Annotated in this window: 15 protein-coding genes; 10 read left to right on the forward strand and 5 right to left on the reverse strand. The window is 69.6% G+C overall.

From position 1 onward, the window contains the following. Positions 1-53: 53 nt before the first annotated feature. The 10 genes from uvrC (at position 54) to pgi (ending at position 11,021) form a co-directional block, all read left to right on the forward strand. Entirely contained in the window at positions 54-2,045 is a 1,992-nt protein-coding gene (uvrC, locus tag OG385_RS25955; RefSeq protein WP_266858124.1) for an excinuclease ABC subunit UvrC, read from the forward strand. Then, positions 2,038-2,982 (forward strand): RNase adapter RapZ, encoded by a 945-nt coding sequence (gene rapZ / locus OG385_RS25960; RefSeq protein WP_266858125.1) that lies wholly within the window; start codon positions 2,038-2,040, stop codon positions 2,980-2,982. Before uvrC ends, rapZ begins: the two co-directional genes overlap by 8 nt. Beyond that, a complete protein-coding gene (gene yvcK, locus OG385_RS25965) occupies positions 2,979-4,007 on the forward strand; it encodes a uridine diphosphate-N-acetylglucosamine-binding protein YvcK (protein ID WP_266858126.1) in 1,029 nt (342 codons plus the stop codon). Before rapZ ends, yvcK begins: the two co-directional genes overlap by 4 nt. Next, complete coding sequence (gene whiA / locus OG385_RS25970; RefSeq protein ID WP_266858127.1) at positions 3,998-4,987, forward strand: DNA-binding protein WhiA; 990 nt, start codon at positions 3,998-4,000, stop codon at positions 4,985-4,987. Before yvcK ends, whiA begins: the two co-directional genes overlap by 10 nt. 286 nt (positions 4,988-5,273) lie before the next feature. Next, positions 5,274-6,278 carry a type I glyceraldehyde-3-phosphate dehydrogenase gene (gene gap / locus OG385_RS25975; protein ID WP_266858128.1) on the forward strand — a complete coding sequence of 335 codons (1,005 nt, stop codon included), beginning with the start codon at positions 5,274-5,276 and terminating at the stop codon, positions 6,276-6,278. Positions 6,279-6,385: 107 nt separating this feature from the next. Beyond that, positions 6,386-7,597 carry a phosphoglycerate kinase gene (pgk, locus tag OG385_RS25980; RefSeq protein ID WP_266858129.1) on the forward strand — a complete coding sequence of 404 codons (1,212 nt, stop codon included), beginning with the start codon at positions 6,386-6,388 and terminating at the stop codon, positions 7,595-7,597. Between the two features lie 7 nt (positions 7,598-7,604). Next, a complete protein-coding gene (tpiA, locus tag OG385_RS25985; protein ID WP_266858130.1) occupies positions 7,605-8,390 on the forward strand; it encodes a triose-phosphate isomerase in 786 nt (261 codons plus the stop codon). 105 nt (positions 8,391-8,495) lie between these two features. Further along, positions 8,496-8,732 carry a preprotein translocase subunit SecG gene (gene secG, locus OG385_RS25990; protein WP_266858131.1) on the forward strand — a complete coding sequence of 79 codons (237 nt, stop codon included), beginning with the start codon at positions 8,496-8,498 and terminating at the stop codon, positions 8,730-8,732. 133 nt (positions 8,733-8,865) lie between these two features. Then, complete coding sequence (locus OG385_RS25995; RefSeq protein WP_164263395.1) at positions 8,866-9,201, forward strand: RNA polymerase-binding protein RbpA; 336 nt, start codon at positions 8,866-8,868, stop codon at positions 9,199-9,201. Between the two features lie 164 nt (positions 9,202-9,365). After that, entirely contained in the window at positions 9,366-11,021 is a 1,656-nt protein-coding gene (gene pgi, locus OG385_RS26000) for a glucose-6-phosphate isomerase (protein ID WP_266861168.1), read from the forward strand. Positions 11,022-11,110: 89 nt separating this feature from the next. On the opposite strand, the gene pgl is transcribed toward pgi, so the two are convergent. Genes pgl through tkt form a run of 5 tightly spaced genes read right to left on the reverse strand, consistent with a single transcriptional unit; the run spans position 11,111 to position 17,684 of the window. Then, positions 11,111-11,893 carry a 6-phosphogluconolactonase gene (pgl, locus tag OG385_RS26005; protein WP_266858134.1) on the reverse strand — a complete coding sequence of 261 codons (783 nt, stop codon included), beginning with the start codon at positions 11,891-11,893 and terminating at the stop codon, positions 11,111-11,113. Next, a complete protein-coding gene (opcA, locus tag OG385_RS26010) occupies positions 11,890-12,918 on the reverse strand; it encodes a glucose-6-phosphate dehydrogenase assembly protein OpcA (RefSeq protein ID WP_266858136.1) in 1,029 nt (342 codons plus the stop codon). Before opcA ends, pgl begins: the two co-directional genes overlap by 4 nt. After that, positions 12,915-14,438, reverse strand: a complete 1,524-nt coding sequence (gene zwf, locus OG385_RS26015) for a glucose-6-phosphate dehydrogenase (protein WP_266858138.1) — start codon at positions 14,436-14,438, stop codon at positions 12,915-12,917. The genes opcA and zwf overlap by 4 nt, the downstream gene beginning before the upstream one ends. A gap of 4 nt (positions 14,439-14,442) precedes the next feature. After that, positions 14,443-15,561, reverse strand: a complete 1,119-nt coding sequence (tal, locus tag OG385_RS26020) for a transaldolase (RefSeq protein ID WP_266858140.1) — start codon at positions 15,559-15,561, stop codon at positions 14,443-14,445. Positions 15,562-15,596: 35 nt separating this feature from the next. After that, complete coding sequence (gene tkt, locus OG385_RS26025) at positions 15,597-17,684, reverse strand: transketolase (protein ID WP_266858142.1); 2,088 nt, start codon at positions 17,682-17,684, stop codon at positions 15,597-15,599. Positions 17,685-17,840 lie beyond the last annotated feature (156 nt).

Below are 17,840 nucleotides of genomic sequence, written 5' to 3' on the forward strand. Positions count from 1 at the left end.
CGCCCGCCCGCGGCGACTCCGCGCTGTCAGTCACCGCCAGTAGGGTGGGAGACATGGCAGACCCCTCCAGTTACCGCCCCAAGCCGGGACAGATCCCCGACTCCCCGGGGGTCTACAAATTCCGCGACGAGCACCACCGGGTGATCTACGTCGGGAAGGCGAAGAGCCTGCGCCCGCGCCTGTCCTCGTACTTCCAGGACCTGGCCCATCTCCACCCGCGCACCCGGACGATGGTCACCACGGCGGCCTCCGTGGAGTGGACGGTGGTCGCCACCGAGGTCGAGGCGCTCCAGCTCGAATACTCCTGGATCAAGGAATTCGACCCCCGTTTCAACGTCAAGTACCGCGACGACAAGAGCTATCCGTCCCTCGCGGTGACGATGAACGAGGAGTTCCCGCGGGTGCAGGTGATGCGCGGCCCCAAGAAGAAGGGCGTGCGCTACTTCGGTCCCTACGGCCACGCCTGGGCCATCCGCGAGACCGTCGACCTGATGCTCCGCGTCTTCCCCGTACGCACCTGCTCCGCCGGGGTGTTCAAACGCTCCGCGCAGATCGGCCGCCCCTGCCTCCTCGGCTACATCGGCAAGTGCTCGGCGCCCTGCGTCGGCCGCGTCACCCCCGAGGAACACCGCGAACTCGCCGAGGAGTTCTGCGACTTCATGGCCGGCCGCACCGGCACGTACATACGCCGCATCGAGCAGGAGATGCGGGACGCGGCGGAGGAGATGGAGTACGAGAGGGCGGCCAGGCTCCGCGACGACATAGAGGCGCTCAAGCGCGCCCTGGAGAAGAACGCGGTCGTCTTCAACGACGCCACCGACGCCGACCTGATCGCGGTCGCCGAGGACGAGCTGGAGGCCGCCGTCCAGATCTTCCACGTCCGGGGCGGCCGGGTCCGCGGCCAGCGCGGCTGGGTGACCGACAAGGTCGAGGCCGTGGACACCTCCGGCCTCGTGGGGCATGCGCTCCAGCAGCTGTACGGCGAGGAGAAGGGCGAGGGCGTGCCCAAGGAGGTGCTGGTCCCGGCCCTCCCGGAGCAGGCCGAAGCCGTCACCCAGTGGCTCGCGGACCGCCGCGGTTCGCATGTCTCGCTGCGCATCCCGCAGCGTGGCGACAAGAAGGACCTGATGGCGACCGTCCAGCGCAATGCCCAGCAGGCACTGGTGCTGCACAAGACGAAGCGCGCCTCCGACCTCACCACCCGCTCCCGGGCCCTGGAGGAGATCGCCGCCGCGCTCGGCCTGGACAGCGCGCCGCTGCGGATCGAGTGCTACGACATCTCGCACCTCCAGGGCGACGACGTGGTGGCGTCGATGGTGGTCTTCGAGGACGGTCTGGTCCGCAAGGGGGAGTACCGCCGCTTCCAGATCAAGGGCTTCGAGGGGCAGGACGACGTCCGGTCCATGCACGAGGTGCTCACCCGGCGCTTCCGGCGGTACCTCCAGGAGAAGGAGCGGACGGGGGAGTGGACCGAGGAGCAGGCCGCCGGGGCCGTCGAGGACGACGGCCGTCCCAAGCGGTTCGCGTACCCGCCCCAGCTGGTGGTGGTCGACGGCGGCCGGCCCCAGGTGGCGGCGGCGAAGCGCGCTCTCGACGAGCTGGGCATCGACGATGTCGCGGTCTGCGGTCTCGCCAAGCGGCTGGAGGAGGTCTGGCTGCCCGATGACGACGACCCGGTTGTCCTGCCCCGGTCCAGCGAGGGGCTCTACCTCCTCCAGCGGGTGCGTGACGAAGCCCACCGTTTTGCCATCACCTATCAGCGCGCCAAGCGGGCCAAGCGCTTCAAGGCGGGGCCGCTCGACTCCGTCGCCGGTCTGGGCGAAACCAGGAAACAGGCCCTGATCAAGCACTTCGGCTCCGTCAAGAAGCTGAAACAGGCCACAATCGAGCAGATCTGCGAAGTGCCCGGGATAGGCCGCAGGACGGCCGAGTCGGTGGCCGCGGCGCTCGCACAGGCGGCCCCGGCCGCCCCTGCCGTGAACACGGCAACAGGAGAGATCATTGAAGACGACGGGGACGACGACGGGGGCGACACACATGAGTGATGAGCAGGAACGGGACGGAGCAGACGTGAGTACGGGCAGTGCGGGCACGGGCACACCGGCCGAGACCGCGGAAGCAGCCATTCCGGAGCTGGTGATCATCTCCGGGATGAGCGGCGCCGGGCGTTCCACCGCGGCGAAGTGCCTGGAGGACCTGGGCTGGTTCGTCGTCGACAACCTCCCGCCCGCGCTGATCCCCACCATGGTCGAGCTCGGCGCCCGCTCACAGGGCAACGTGGCCCGTATCGCCGTGGTCGTCGACGTACGCGGCCGCCGGTTCTTCGACAACCTGCGCCAGTCCCTCGCGGACCTGGCCGCCAAGCAGGTCACCCGGCGGATCGTCTTCCTGGAGTCGTCCGACGACGCGCTGGTGCGCCGCTTCGAATCGGTCCGCAGACCGCACCCCCTCCAGGGGGACGGCCGGATCACCGACGGCATCGCCGCCGAACGCGACCTGCTGCGCGAGCTGCGCGGTGACGCCGACCTGGTGATCGACACCTCCAGCCTCAACGTGCACGAACTGCGGGCCAAGATGGACGCCCAGTTCGCCGGCGACGAGGAGCCCGAGCTCCGGGCGACGGTGATGTCCTTCGGCTACAAGTACGGACTCCCGGTCGACGCGGACCTCGTCGTCGACTGCCGGTTCCTGCCCAACCCGCACTGGGTCCCCGAGCTGCGCCCCTTCACCGGCCTCAACGAGGAGGTGTCCGCGTACGTCTTCAACCAGCCGGGCGCCAAGGAGTTCCTCAACCAGTACAGCGAGCTGCTCCAGATCATCGCCACCGGCTACCGGCGCGAGGGCAAGCGCTACGTGACCATCGCCGTCGGCTGTACCGGCGGCAAGCACCGCTCCGTGGCGATGTCCGAGAAGCTCGCCGCCCGGCTGGCGTCGGAAGGGATCGAGACGGTGCTGGTCCATCGCGACATGGGGCGCGAGTGACAGGGCGCAGCACCGCCAAGCTGCGGCGCGTACGGCTGGTACCGGGCCGGATCAGGCGCGGCACCCAGCCGAAGGTCGTCGCGCTGGGCGGCGGGATGGGGCTCTCCGCCTCGCTCGCCGCGCTGCGCCGCATCACCGGGGACCTGACCGCCGTGGTGACCGTCGCCGACGACGGCGGCTCCAGCGGCCGGCTCCGCGAGGAGCTGGGCGTGCTGCCGCCCGGCGATCTGCGCAAGGCGCTCGCCGCGCTCTGCGGGGACGACGACTGGGGGCAGACCTGGGCCCGCGTGATCCAGCACCGCTTCCAGTCCAAGGGCGAGCTGCACGAGCACGCGGTCGGCAATCTGCTGATCGTCGCCCTGTGGGAGCAGCTCGGCGACCATGTGCAGGCCCTTGACCTGGTCGGCAGGCTGCTCGGCGCGCACGGCAGGGTGCTGCCGATGTCCGCGGTGCCGCTGGAGCTCCAGGCGCTGGTCCGCGGCCACGACCCGGCCCGCCCGGACGATGTCGACACGGTCCGCGGCCAGGCCACGGTCGCCCTCACGCCGGGTGAGGTGCAGTCCGTGCACCTGGTGCCGAACGACCCGCCGGCCGTCCCGGAGGCCGTCGCCGCGGTCCTCGACGCGGACTGGGTGGTGCTCGGTCCCGGCTCCTGGTTCTCCTCCGTGATCCCGCACCTGCTGGTGCCCGAACTGCTCGACGCGCTCGTCGAGACGAAGGCGCGCAAGGTGCTCTCGCTCAATCTCGCGCCGCAACCCGGTGAAACCGATGGCTTCTCACCGCAGCGTCATTTGGAGGTTTTGGCCCGACACGCCCCTAAACTCGCCCTGGACGTGGTGCTTGCCGACGAGGCCGCCGTGCCCGACCGCGCGAGTCTCGCCGAAGCCGCCAAAGGGCTCGGCGCGGCGGTCGAGCTGGCGCCCGTGGCCTCGCCCGACGGCTCCCCTACCCACGACAGGGAGCTGCTGGCCGCCGCGTACGACCGTATTTTTCGGATGCATGGAAGGATCGGCCCATGGCGATGACGGCAGCGGTGAAGGACGAAGTCTCCCGGCTCCCCGTCACCCGGACCTGCTGCAGGAAGGCGGAGGTTTCGGCGATTCTTCGGTTCGCCGGCGGGCTGCACCTGGTGAGCGGGCGGATTGTGATCGAGGCGGAGCTGGACACCGCCATGGCGGCGCGCAGGCTCAAGCGGGACATCCTGGAGATCTTCGGGCACAACTCCGAACTGATCGTGATGGCCCCCGGCGGGCTGCGCAGAGGCAGCCGCTACGTCGTACGGGTCGTGGCGGGCGGCGATCAGCTGGCACGCCAGACCGGCCTGGTGGACGGCCGCGGCCGCCCCATCCGCGGTCTGCCCCCGCAGGTGGTCTCGGGGGCCACCTGTGACGCCGAGGCGGCCTGGCGCGGCGCCTTCCTGGCACACGGCTCGCTCACCGAGCCCGGCCGCTCCTCCTCCCTGGAGGTGACCTGCCCCGGGCCCGAGGCCGCGCTGGCCCTGGTGGGCGCGGCGCGCAGGCTGCAGATCGCGTCCAAGGCCCGTGAGGTCCGCGGTGTGGACCGGGTCGTCGTCCGGGACGGGGACGCCATCGGCGCCCTGCTCACCCGGCTCGGCGCGCACGAGTCCGTCCTGGCGTGGGAGGAGCGGCGGATGCGCCGCGAGGTCCGCGCCACCGCCAACCGCCTCGCCAACTTCGACGACGCCAACCTCCGCCGCTCGGCACGGGCCGCGGTCGCCGCCGGGGCCAGGGTGGGCCGCGCGCTGGAGATCCTCGCCGACGAGGTGCCCGAGCACCTCGCGGCGGCCGGCAGGCTGCGGATGGAGCACAAGCAGGCGTCGCTGGAGGAACTGGGCGCGCTCGCCGACCCGCCGCTCACCAAGGACGCCGTCGCGGGCCGGATCCGCCGGCTGCTCGCCATGGCCGACAAGCGGGCGCAGGATCTGGGCATTCCCGGTACGGAGTCCACGCTGTCGGAGGAGATGGACGACAGCCTCGTCGGCTGAACCGTCCGGCCCGGCGGAAGCCCCCGCTGTATTCCCGATTCCTGATGTCGCATTCCGGAAGAGTCCAACGCGTCGGTGCCGGTGCCCATATGGGTACCGGCACCGACGTATGAGCCGGTGAATGTACTGGTGGGTAGGGGTGTCCGCACCGGATGTCAAATTCCGTACGGTCCTGTTCGATATGACCCTGGGGGCTTTCGAGAGGTAGGGTCGGAGGCGGTCGGGGACATCCCATACATCTCGCCGTGGCGTCGAAACCCGGCGTACCAACGAGGAGATCGAGTTCGTGACGATCCGCGTAGGCATCAACGGCTTTGGCCGCATCGGTCGTAACTACTTCCGCGCGCTGCTGGAGCAGGGTGCTGACATCGAGATCGTGGCTGTCAACGACCTGGGTGACACCGCGACCACCGCGCATCTGCTGAAGTACGACACGATTCTGGGCCGTCTCAAGGCCGAGGTCACGCACACCGCAGACACCATCACCGTTGACGGCCACACCATCAAGGTGCTGTCCGAGCGCAACCCGGCCGACATCCCCTGGGGTCAGCTGGGCGTCGACATCGTGATCGAGTCGACCGGCTTCTTCACGAAGAAGGCCGATGCCGAGAAGCACATCGCCGGCGGCGCCAAGAAGGTCCTCATCTCGGCTCCGGCCAAGGGCGAGGACATCACCATCGTGATGGGCGTCAACCAGGACAAGTACGACGCGGCCAAGCACAACGTCATCTCCAACGCCTCCTGCACCACCAACTGTGTGGCGCCGATGGCCAAGGTTCTCCTGGAGAACTTCGGCATCGTCAAGGGCATGATGACGACGGTCCACGCGTACACCAACGACCAGCGCATCCTGGACTACCCGCACTCGGACCTGCGCCGCGCCCGCGCCGCCGCCGAGAACATCATTCCGACCACCACGGGTGCCGCCAAGGCCACCGCGCTGGTCATCCCGGAGCTTGAGGGCAAGCTCGACGGCATCGCGATGCGCGTCCCGGTCCCGACCGGCTCCGTGACCGACCTGGTCATCGAGCTGGAGCGCGAGGTGACCAAGGACGAGGTCAACGCCGCGTTCCAGAAGGCCTCCGAGGGCCAGCTCAAGGGCCTCCTCGACTACACCGAGGACCCGATCGTCTCCTCGGACATCGTCAACTGGCCGGCGTCCTGCACCTTCGACTCCTCCCTGACCATGGTCCAGGGCAAGAGCGTCAAGGTCATCGGCTGGTACGACAACGAGTGGGGCTACTCCAACCGCCTGGTCGACCTGACCGTCTTTGTCGGCAACCAGCTCTGAGCACGGGCCGGTAGGCAACTCGATGTGAGCACGGGGCCCGGACTGCGCGACGAAGCGCGGTCCGGGCCCCGTGGCCTGTCCAGATCGTCCAAGGAGTCCAGGAACCCATGAAGACCATCGACGAACTTCTCGCCGAAGGGGTCGCGGGCAAGCGGGTATTCGTCCGCGCCGACCTCAATGTGCCGCTCTCCGGCACCACCATCACCGACGACGGCCGGATCCGTGCCGTCCAGCCGACGGTGGCCAAGCTCGCGGAGGCCGGCGCCCGTGTCGTCGTCGCCTCGCACCTCGGCCGCCCGAAGGGCGCCCCGGACCCGGCGTTCTCGCTCGCGCCCGCGGCGGCGCGCCTCGGTGAACTCCTCGGCGCCGACGTCGCGTTCGCGACCGACACGGTCGGCGATTCCGCCAAAGCCACCGTCGCCGCTCTCAAGGACGGCCAGGTCGCCGTCATCGAGAACCTCCGCTTCAACGCCGGTGAGACCTCGAAGGACGACGCCGAGCGCGGCGCCTTCGCCGACCGGCTCGCCGAGCTGGCCGATGTCTACGTCGGCGACGGCTTCGGCGCCGTGCACCGCAAGCACGCCTCGGTCTACGACCTCCCGGCCCGCCTGCCGCACGCCGCCGGCTACCTCATCGCCACCGAGGTCGCCGTCCTGAAGAAGCTGACGTCCGACGTCAAGCGCCCGTACGCCGTGGTCCTCGGCGGCGCCAAGGTCTCCGACAAGCTCGGCGTCATCGACCACCTGCTCGACCGGGCCGACCGCATCCTCATCGGCGGCGGCATGGCGTACACCTTCCTCAAGGCCCAGGGCCACGAGGTCGGCAGCTCCCTCCTCCAGGAGGACCAGATCCCGGTGGTCCGCGAATACCTGGAGCGCGCCAAGGCCAAGGGGGTGGAGTTCGTGCTCCCGGTCGACGTCGTGGTCTCCGCGGAGTTCCCCGACCTCAAGGCCAAGGAGCCGACACACCCCGAAACCGTTCCCGCGGACGCGATCCCGGCCGGGCGGATGGGTCTGGACAACGGCCCCGAGACCAACAAGCTCTACGCATCGAAGCTCGCCGACGCGGCCACCGTCTTCTGGAACGGCCCGATGGGCGTCTTCGAGCACCCCGACTACGCCGACGGCACCCGCGCTGTCGCGCAGGCGCTCCTCGACAGCCAGGCCTTCACGGTCGTCGGAGGCGGTGACTCCGCCGCCGCGGTCCGCATCCTGGGCTTCGACGAGAACAAGTTCGGACACATCTCGACCGGTGGCGGTGCCAGCCTCGAATACCTTGAGGGCAAGACGCTTCCCGGCCTCGCCGCACTGGAGAACTGACAACCTCATGACAAATCAGAGCACCCGCACCCCGCTGATGGCGGGCAACTGGAAGATGAACCTCAACCACCTTGAGGCCATCGCGCACGTCCAGAAGCTCTCCTTCGCGATCACCGACAAGGACTACGACGCCGTCGAGGTGGCGGTCCTGCCGCCCTTCGTGGACCTGCGCTCCGTCCAGACACTCGTCGACGGCGACAAGATCAAGATCAAGTACGGCGCCCAGGACATCTCGGCGCACGACTCCGGCGCGTACACCGGTGAGATCTCCGGGCCGATGCTGGCCAAGCTCAAGTGCGCCTATGTGGCCGTCGGCCACAGCGAGCGCCGCCAGTACCACGCCGAGACCGACGAGATCTGCAACGCCAAGGTCAAGGCCGCCTACAAGCACGGCATCACCCCGATCCTCTGCGTCGGCGAGGGCCTGGACGTCCGCAAGGCCGGCCAGCAGGTCGAGTACACGCTGGGCCAGCTCGACGGCGGGCTCAAGGACATCCCGGCCGACCAGGCCGAGTCGATCGTGATCGCGTACGAGCCGGTCTGGGCCATCGGCACCGGCGAGGTCGCCACCCCCGAGGACGCCCAGGAGGTCTGCGGGGCGATCCGCGGCCGGCTGGCCGAGCTGTACTCGCAGGAGCTGGCCGACAAGGTCCGCATCCAGTACGGCGGCTCCGTCAAGTCCGGGAACGTGGCCGCGATCATGGCGCAGCCCGATGTGGACGGTGCGCTGATCGGCGGCGCCGCCCTCGACGCCGACGAGTTCGTCAAGATCGTCCGGTTCCGCGACCAGTGAGTATGCGCTAGCGCGGATCCGTCGTACCCTTGCGGGGCCGAGACGGCTGGCAGCAGCCGTCCGGCCCCTTCGTCCGTTTTGAGTTCCGAGGAAGTTGGTCCAGCCGTGATTCTGGGGTTCTCGATCGCCCTGATCGTCTTCAGCCTGCTGCTGATGCTGCTGGTGCTGATGCACAAGGGGAAGGGCGGCGGCCTCTCCGACATGTTCGGTGGCGGTATGCAGTCGTCCGTCGGTGGCTCCTCGGTCGCCGAGCGCAACCTCGACCGCATCACCGTGGTGCTGGCCCTGCTGTGGTTCGCGTGCATCGTCGTACTCGGCCTGCTGATGAAGCTGAAGAACTGACCGTCCGTATCCACGTTCTCTCCGCGTGTTGCCCGCGTTTCGGTGCGGGGGTGTAACTCCAATCACTGGACGCGCGTTGGGCCTTCCGTAGACTGGGGCATCTTCGAGCACCATCACGCAGGGAGTTACGACCGTGGCAAGTGGCAACGCGATCCGGGGAAGCCGGGTCGGAGCGGGGCCGATGGGGGAGGCCGAGCGGGGCGAGTCCGCACCGCGCCTCCGCATCTCCTTCTGGTGCTCGAACGGGCACGAGACGCAGCCGAGCTTCGCCCACGATGCGCAGGTTCCGGAGACCTGGGACTGCCCGCGCTGTGGGTTCCCGGCCGGTCAGGACAGCGACAACCCCCCGGACCCGCCGCGCACCGAGCCGTACAAGACGCACCTCGCCTACGTGCGCGAGCGGCGCAGTGACGAGGACGGTGAGGCGATCCTCGCCGAGGCCCTCGCGAAACTGCGGGGCGAGATCTGACAGCGTGAATTCCGGCCGGAACCCACTCGGGTGTCCGGCCGGACTGCGTAGCGGCCACTGCCCATAGCCGGGAGCGCTGGTCGCGACGCTCGTGCGCCGGATCAATTAGGTTGGACGGAGCGGGGCATGTACGCAGGTACGAGAAGAATGGACTGATGTCCGAGATGAACGCAGAAGGCCGTACCAGGCTCAACCAGATGCCCGAGTGGACAGCTCTGGGCAAGCACCGGGAGCAGCTGGGCGACACGCGTCTGCGGGAGCTGTTCGACAGGGATCCGGAGCGAGGGCGCACCTACACCCTCCGGGCGGGCGACCTGTATCTCGACTACTCCAAGCACCTGGTGACCGGCGAGACGCTCGGCCTGCTGCGCGAGCTGGCCGACGCCGCCGGGGTGGCCGGGCTGCGTGACGCGATGTTCCGCGGCGAGAAGATCAACACCACTGAGGACCGCGCGGTGCTGCACACCGCGCTCCGCGCCCCGCGCGGCGCGGTGGTCGAGGTGGACGGCGAGAACGTGGTGCCCGCCGTGCACGCCGTGCTCGACAAGATGGCGGCCTTCTCCGACAAGGTCAGGTCGGGGGAGTGGACCGGCCACACCGGCAAGCGCATCAGGACCGTCGTCAACATCGGCATCGGCGGCTCGGACCTGGGCCCCGCGATGGCGTACGAGGCGCTGCGCTCCTTCACCGACCGCAACCTCCAGTTCCGCTTCGTCTCGAACGTCGACGGGGCCGATCTGCACGAGGCCGTAAGGGACTTGGACCCGGCGGAGACGCTTTTCATCATCGCCTCCAAGACCTTCACCACCATCGAGACCATCACCAACGCGACCTCCGCGCGCAACTGGCTGCTGACGAATCTGAGGGCCGATCAGGACGCGGTGGCCAAGCACTTCGTGGCGCTGTCGACGAACGCGGAGAAGGTCGCGGACTTCGGTATCGACACGGCCAACATGTTCGAGTTCTGGGACTGGGTCGGCGGGCGGTACTCGTACGACTCGGCGATCGGCCTCTCGCTGATGATCGCGATCGGCCCGGAGCGCTTCCGGGAGATGCTCGACGGTTTCCACCAGATCGACGAGCACTTCCGCACCGCGCCGCCCGAGGAGAACATCCCGCTCCTGCTGGGCCTGCTGGGCGTCTGGTACGGCGCGTTCTTCGACGCCCAGTCGCACGCGGTCCTGCCGTACTCGCACTACCTCTCCAAGTTCACCGCGTACCTCCAGCAGCTGGACATGGAGTCCAACGGCAAGTCCGTCGACCGTGACGGCAATCCGGTCGACTGGCAGACGGGGCCCGTGGTCTGGGGGACGCCGGGCACCAACGGCCAGCACGCGTACTACCAGTTGCTGCACCAGGGCACCAAGGTCGTCCCGGCGGACTTCATCGGCTTCGCCAAGCCCGTCGACGACCTGACGGCGGGTCTGGCGGGCCAGCACGACCTCCTGATGGCGAACTTCATCGCCCAGACCCAGGCCCTGGCCTTCGGCAAGACACCCGACGAGGTACGGGCCGAGGGCGTCGCCGAGGAGCTGGTCCCGCACAAGACGTTCCGCGGCAACCACCCGACGTCCACGATCCTCGCCGATGCGCTCACCCCGTCGGTCCTGGGCCAGCTGATCGCGCTCTACGAGCACAAGGTCTTCGTCCAGGGCGCGATCTGGAACATCGACTCCTTCGACCAGTGGGGCGTCGAGCTCGGCAAGGTGCTCGCCAAGAAGATCGAGTCCGTCATCACCGGCGGCAAGGGCGGCGCTGACCTGGACAGCTCCACCGCCACGCTGGTCGACACCTACCGCGCGCTGCGGGCCAAGCAGTAGCAGCGCGGTACGGACACAGCAGGACCGGCCCGCACCCCCCTCGGCAGGGAGTGCGGGCCGGTCCTGTTCCGTACGGCGCCCGGCCGGTGTCAGGCGGTGGCCGGCGCGTAGAGCTGCGGCGGCAGCTGCGAAGCGGCCGCCGTGTCGAGGAGCCACAGCGTCCTGCTGCGGCCCCGGGCGCCCGCTGCCGGGGCCTGGACCTCGCCGGCCCCGGAGAGGGCGAGAGCCGCGGCCCCCGCCTTGTCCTCGCCCGCCGCGAGCAGCCACACCTCACGTGCGGCCCGGATCGCGGGCAGCGTCAGCGACAGCCGCACCGGCGGCGGCTTGGGCGCACCGTGCACGCCCACGACGGTGCGTACGGTCTCCCGTACGGCCGGGAGCTCGGGGAAGAGCGAGGCCACATGCGCGTCCGGGCCCACCCCCAGCATCAGCACGTCGAACGACGGCACGTCGCCGTGGTCCTCAGGACCCGCCGCCGCGGCCAGCTCCGCCGCGTACGAAGCGGCGGCCGCCTCCACGTCGCTGCCGTACGGGCCGTCCGAAGCGGCCATGGCGTGCACCCGCTCGGGGGCCACGCCCACCGAGTCGAGCAGCGCGGCCCGCGCCTGGGTGACGTTCCGCTCGGGGTCGCCCTCCGGCAGGAAGCGCTCGTCGCCCCACCACAGGTCGATCCGCGACCAGTCGACGGCGTCCCGCGCGGGCGCCTCGGCGAGGGCCGCGAGCAGCCCGTTGCCGTTGCGCCCGCCGGTGAGCACCACCGAAGCGGAGCCGCGGGCGGCCTGGGCGTCCACGATCTTCGTGATCAGCCGGGCCGCCGCGGCCTGGGCCATCAGCTCCTTGTCGCGGTGGACGACGAGCTGCGGCGCACTCACTTCGACGCCGCCTTCTTTGCGGGTGCCTTCTTCGCGGCGGCGGCCTTCTCGGGCTTCTCCGCCCCCTCGGCCGTGTCCCCGCCATCCTGCTTCGGCGCGGGGGTGACCAGCCGGTCCACGCCGTACTTCAGCGAGGCCGCGTAGGTGTCGTCCGGGTCCAGCCTGCGCAGCTCCTCGGCGAGCAGCTCCGAGGTCTCCCGGCGCTTCAGCGCCACCGCGCGGTCCGGCTGGCCCTCCATGCAGAGCGTGGCCAGCGAACCGTCGGGGCGGTCCAGCACGATCTCGCCGTGGTCCGTCTGCATCCGTACGGCCGTGAGACCGGGTCCGGACGAGATGGAACGGGTCACCGGTACGTCGAGCCGGTCGGCGAGCCACATCGCGAGCAGCTCACAGCTCGGATTGAACTCCTCGCCCTCCACCTCGGCGCCCTTCACCCGGCTCGGCACCTGGTCCAGCGCCGCGGCGAGCATCGAACGCCAGGGGGTGATGCGCGACCATGCCAGGTCCGTGTCGCCCGGGGTGTAGGCGGCGGCGCGGCCCGAGAGCTCGGCGATGGGCTGCTCGGCGGCGTACGAGTCGGTGACACGGCGCTGGCCGAGCGCACCGAGCGGGTCCTTCGCCGGGTCGAGCGGCGCGTTCACCGGCCACCAGACCACCACGGGGGCGTCCGGCAGCAGCAGCGGCAGCACCACCGACTGGGCGTGGTGCAGCACCTCGCCGTACATCCGCAGGACGACGGTCTCGCCGCTGCCCGCGTCCGTACCGACCCGGATCTCCGCGTCGAGCCGGGCCGCGGCCCGGTCGCGCGGGGAGCGGGAGACCCGCTTGACGACCACGAGGGTGCGCGAGGGGTGCTCGCGCGACGCGTCGTTGGCCGCCTTGAGCGCGTCGTAGGCGTTCTCCTCGTCGGTCACGATGACGAGGGTCAGCACCATGCCGACGGCGGGGGTGCCGACGGCGCGGCGCCCCTCCACCAGTGCCTTGTTGACCTTGCTGGCTGTGGTTTCCGTCAGATCGATTTTCATGGCCGACGCCAGCTCCGTCCTTCTCGTGCGAGCATTTCGTCCGCCTCGGCCGGTCCCCAGGTGCCCGACTCGTACTGCGCGGGCTTTCCGTGGCTGTCCCAGTACTCCTCGATCGGGTCGAGGATCCGCCAGGACTGCTCGACCTCCTCCAGGCGCGGGAAGAGGTTCGAGTCGCCGAGCAGCACATCGAGGATGAGCCGCTCGTACGCCTCCGGGCTGGACTCGGTGAAGGACTCGCCGTACGCGAAGTCCATCGACACGTCCCGGATCTCCATCGAGGTGCCGGGCACCTTGGAGCCGAACCGCATGGTGATGCCCTCGTCGGGCTGGACGCGGATGACGATCGCGTTCTGGCCCAGCTCCTCCGTCGCCGTGTGGTCGAACGGGGAGTGCGGGGCGCGCTGGAAGACCACGGCGATCTCGGTGACGCGGCGGCCCAGGCGCTTGCCGGTGCGGAGGTAGAAGGGGACGCCCGCCCAGCGGCGGTTGTCGATCTCCAGCCGCACCGCGGCGTAGGTGTCGGTCGTCGACTTGGGGTCGATGCCGTCTTCCTGGAGGTAGCCGACGGCCTGCTCGCCGCCCTGCCAGCCCGCGGCGTACTGGCCGCGCACGGTCTCCTTGCCGAGGTCCTTGGGCAGCCTGACGGCGCCCAGCACCTTGGTCTTCTCGGCCACCAGCGCATGGGCGTCGAAGGAGGCGGGCTCCTCCATCGCGGTCAGCGCGAGCAGCTGGAGCAGGTGGTTCTGGATGACGTCACGGGCGGCGCCGATGCCGTCGTAGTACCCGGCCCGGCCGCCGATGCCGATGTCCTCGGCCATGGTGATCTGGACGTGGTCGACGTACGACCGGTTCCAGATCGGCTCGAAGAGGGTGTTGGCGAAGCGGAGCGCCAGGATGTTCTGGACGGTCTCCTTGCCGAGGTAGTGGTCGATCCGGAAGACCTCGTTCGGCGGAAAGACCTCGTGCACGACCTTGTTGAGCTCCTGGGCGCTCTTCAGGTCGTGGCCGAACGGCTTCTCGATGACCGCGCGGCGCCAGGAGCCGTTCCGCTGGTCGGCGAGACCGTGCTTCTTGAGCTGCTGGACGACCTTGGGGAAGAACTTGGGCGGGACCGACAGGTAGAAGGCGAAGTTGCCTCCGGTGCCCTGCTGCTTGTCCAGCTCCTCGATCGTCGACTTGAGGGTGGCGAACGCCGCGTCGTCGTCGAAGTCGCCCTGGACGAAGCGCATCCCCTGGATGAGCTGCTGCCAGACCTCCTCGCGGAACGGCGTCCTGGCGTGCTCCTTGACCGAGTCGTGGACCACCTGGGCGAAGTCCTCGTCCTCCCAGTCGCGGCGCGCGAACCCGATGAGCGAGAAGCCCGGCGGGAGCAGGCCGCGATTGGCCAGGTCGTAGACAGCGGGCATCAGCTTTTTACGGGACAAATCACCCGTGACGCCAAAAATGACCAGGCCCGACGGCCCCGCGATACGCGGGAGCCGTCGGTCCGCAGCGTCACGCAGCGGGTTGCTGCTTGACAAGGTTTCAGCCCTTCGCAGGGGCGAGGCGTTCGAGCTCTGCCTCAGTGGACTTGAGCAGGTCGTTCCAGGAGGTCGCGAACTTCTCGACACCCTCGTCCTCCAGGACCTGTACGACATCGTCGTACGAGATCCCGAGCTTCTCCACGGCATCGAGCTCGGCGCGGGCCTGCTCATAGGTGCCGGAAACCGCGTTGCCGGTGATCTCGCCATGGTCGGCGGTGGCGTCGAGCGTCGCCTCCGGCATGGTGTTCACCGTGTTGGGCGCGACCAGGTCCACGACGTACATCGTGTCGCGGTACGCCGGGTCCTTGACGCCGGTCGACGCCCACAGCGGACGCTGCTTGTTGGCGTGCGCCTTGTCGAGGGCGGCCCAGCGGTCGGAGGAGAAGACCTCCTCGTACGCCTGGTAGGCGAGCCGCGCGTTGGCCACGGCGGCCTTGCCCTTGAGGGCCTTGGCCTCGTCGGTGCCCAGGGCGTCCAGCCGCTTGTCGATCTCGGTGTCCACGCGGGACACGAAGAAGGAGGCGACCGAGTGGATCTTGGAGAGGTCCAGGCCGGCGGCCTTGGCCTTCTCCAGGCCCGCCAGGTAGGCGTCCATGACCGCGAGGTAACGCTCCAGCGAGAAGATCAGCGTGACGTTGACGCTGATGCCCCGGCCGATGGTCTCGGTGATGGCCGGCAGGCCGGCCTTGGTCGCCGGGATCTTGATGAGCGTGTTCGGGCGGTCCACCAGCCAGGCGAGCTGCTTGGCCTCGGCGACCGTGGCCGTGGTGTGGTGGGCGAGACGCGGGTCGACCTCGATGGAGACCCGGCCGTCCTGGCCGTCCGTCGCGTCGAAGACCGGGCGCAGGATGTCGGCGGCGTCACGGACGTCCGCCGTCGTGATCATGCGGATGGCCTCCTCGACGGTGACCTTCCGGGCCGCGAGGTCGGTGAGCTGCTGGTCGTAGCCGTCGCCCTGCGAGATCGCCTTCTGGAAGATCGACGGGTTGGTGGTGACACCCACCACGTGCTGCTGGTCGATCAGTTCGGCGAGGTTGCCGGATGTGATGCGCTTGCGCGAAAGGTCGTCGAGCCAGATCGCGACGCCTTCGTCGGAGAGGCGCTTGAGTGCGTCTGTCATGGGAATTGCATCTCCTACTTGTTCGTATATAAGCGTCAGCGCGCTGCGGCTTCGAGCGATTCCCTGGCGGCTTGGGCGACGGCCTCGGCGGTGAAGCCGAACTCGCGGAAGAGGACCTTGCCGTCGGCGGACGCACCGTAGTGCTCCAGCGACACGATCCGGCCCGCGTCACCGACGAAGCGGTACCAGGTCAGACCGATACCGGCCTCGACGGCCACCCGCGCCTTGACGGCCGGCGGCAGCACCGAGTCGCGGTACGCCTGGTCCTGCTCCTCGAACCACTCGACGCACGGCATCGAGACCACCCGGGTCGGAACGCCGGCGGCCTGGAGCTGCTCACGCGCCTCGACGGCCAGCTGGACCTCGGAGCCGGTGCCGATCAGGACGACCTCGGGCGCGCCGCCCTCGGCGTCGAACAGCACGTAACCGCCGTTGGCCACACCATCGTTCGCCTCGTACACCGGCACACCCTGGCGGGTCAGCGCGAAGCCGTGCGGGGCTCCCTTGCCGAACACCTTGGTGTAGCGCTGGAGGACCTCGCGCCAGGCGATGACCGTCTCGTTGGCGTCCGCCGGGCGGATCAGGTTCAGGCCCGGGATGGCGCGCAGGGCGGCCAGGTGCTCCACCGGCTGGTGGGTCGGGCCGTCCTCGCCGACGCCGACCGAGTCGTGCGTCCACACATAGGTGACCGGCAGGTGCATCAGGGCGGAGAGCCGTACGGCGTTGCGCATGTAGTCGGAGAACACCAGGAAGGTGCCGCCGTAGATGCGGGTGTTGCCGTGCAGCGCGATGCCGTTCATCTCCGCGGCCATGGCGTGCTCTCGGATACCGAAGTGGACCGTGCGGCCGTACGGGTCGGCGCCCGGCAGCTGGTTCCCCTCGGGCAGGAAGGACGACGTCTTGTCGATCGTCGTGTTGTTCGACCCGGCGAGGTCGGCCGAGCCGCCCCACAGCTCCGGGATGACCGTGCCCAGCGCTTCGAGCGCCTTGCCGGAGGCGGCGCGGGTGGCGATGGAGGCGCCGGTCTCGAACGCGGGCAGCTCCTTCGTCCAGCCCTCGGGCAGCTCGCCCGCCCTGACCCGGTCGAACCGGGCGGCGTGCTCCGGGTTGGCGGTGCGCCAGGCGGCGAAGCCCTTCTCCCAGACGGCCCTGGCCTCACGGCCGCGGTCCAGCAGGGCGCGGGTGTGCGCCAGGACCTCGTCCGACACGTCGAAGGACTTCTCCGGGTCGAAGCCGAGGATCTTCTTGGTCGCGGCGACCTCTTCGTCGCCGAGCGCCGAGCCGTGCGCCGCGCCGGTGTTCTGGGCGTGCGGGGCAGGCCAGGCGATGATCGAGCGCATCGCGATGAACGACGGGCGCCCGGTCTCGGCCTTGGCGGCCTGGAGCGCCGCGTACAGGGCGGCCGGGTCGAGGTCGCCGTTCGCCTTCGGCGCCACACGCTGGACGTGCCAGCCGTACGCCTCGTAGCGCGCGCAGGTGTCCTCGGACACCGCGGTCTCGGTGTCGCCCTCGATCGAGATGTGGTTGTCGTCCCACAGCAGCACGAGGTTGCCGAGCTTCTGGTGGCCGGCGAGCGAGGACGCCTCGGACGAGATGCCCTCCTGGAGGCAGCCGTCGCCGGCGATCGCGTAGATGAAGTGGTCGAACGGGGAGGTGCCGGGGGCAGCCTCCGGGTCGAAGAGACCGCGCTCGTACCGGGCGGCCATGGCCATGCCCACGGCGTTGGCGACACCCTGGCCCAGCGGGCCGGTGGTGGTCTCCACGCCGGTGGTGTGTCCGTACTCCGGGTGCCCCGGGGTCTTGGAGCCCCACGTACGGAACGCTTCGAGGTCTGCCAGCTCCAGGCCGAATCCGGCCAGGTAGAGCTGGGTGTAGAGGGTCAGCGAGGAGTGACCGGCCGAGAGGACGAACCGGTCACGACCGGTCCACTCGGGGTCCGCCGGGTCGTGCCGCATCACCTTCTGGAAGAGGGTGTACGCGGCCGGGGCCAGGCTCATGGCCGTACCGGGATGGCCGTTGCCGACCTTCTGTACGGCGTCCGCGGCCAGCACGCGGGCGGTGTCGACGGCCCGCTGGTCCAATTCGGTCCACGCGAGTTCAGTGGTGGTCGGCTTGGTACTCACCCTGGGTCAGGGCTCCTCTCCACATATGTAATCCCGGTTACGTTCGGTGCACCGGGCGTTGTCGAGCCTACCCCCGTAGCAACGCCCCTTTTTTCGAGTTCCCGCCGGTGGCAGACAGACACTTCCCAGGGTGCGGGCGCGGCCGCCGATCCGCCC

Source organism: Streptomyces sp. NBC_01306, assembly GCF_026340465.1.
GTDB lineage: Bacteria > Actinomycetota > Actinomycetes > Streptomycetales > Streptomycetaceae > Streptomyces.

Excerpts from the sequence above, each read along its gene's own strand:
- opcA (WP_266858136.1), bottom strand. The coding sequence starts at position 12,918 with ATGAAAATCGATCTGACGGAAACCACAGCCAGCAAGGTCAACAAGGCA.
- pgi (WP_266861168.1), top strand. The coding sequence starts at position 9,366 with ATGAACGCAGAAGGCCGTACCAGGCTCAACCAGATGCCCGAGTGGACA.
- rapZ (WP_266858125.1), top strand. The coding sequence starts at position 2,038 with ATGAGTGATGAGCAGGAACGGGACGGAGCAGACGTGAGTACGGGCAGT.
- tpiA (WP_266858130.1), top strand. The coding sequence starts at position 7,605 with ATGACAAATCAGAGCACCCGCACCCCGCTGATGGCGGGCAACTGGAAG.
- tal (WP_266858140.1), bottom strand. The coding sequence starts at position 15,561 with ATGACAGACGCACTCAAGCGCCTCTCCGACGAAGGCGTCGCGATCTGG.
- pgk (WP_266858129.1), top strand. The coding sequence starts at position 6,386 with ATGAAGACCATCGACGAACTTCTCGCCGAAGGGGTCGCGGGCAAGCGG.
- uvrC (WP_266858124.1), top strand. The coding sequence starts at position 54 with ATGGCAGACCCCTCCAGTTACCGCCCCAAGCCGGGACAGATCCCCGAC.
- whiA (WP_266858127.1), top strand. The coding sequence starts at position 3,998 with ATGGCGATGACGGCAGCGGTGAAGGACGAAGTCTCCCGGCTCCCCGTC.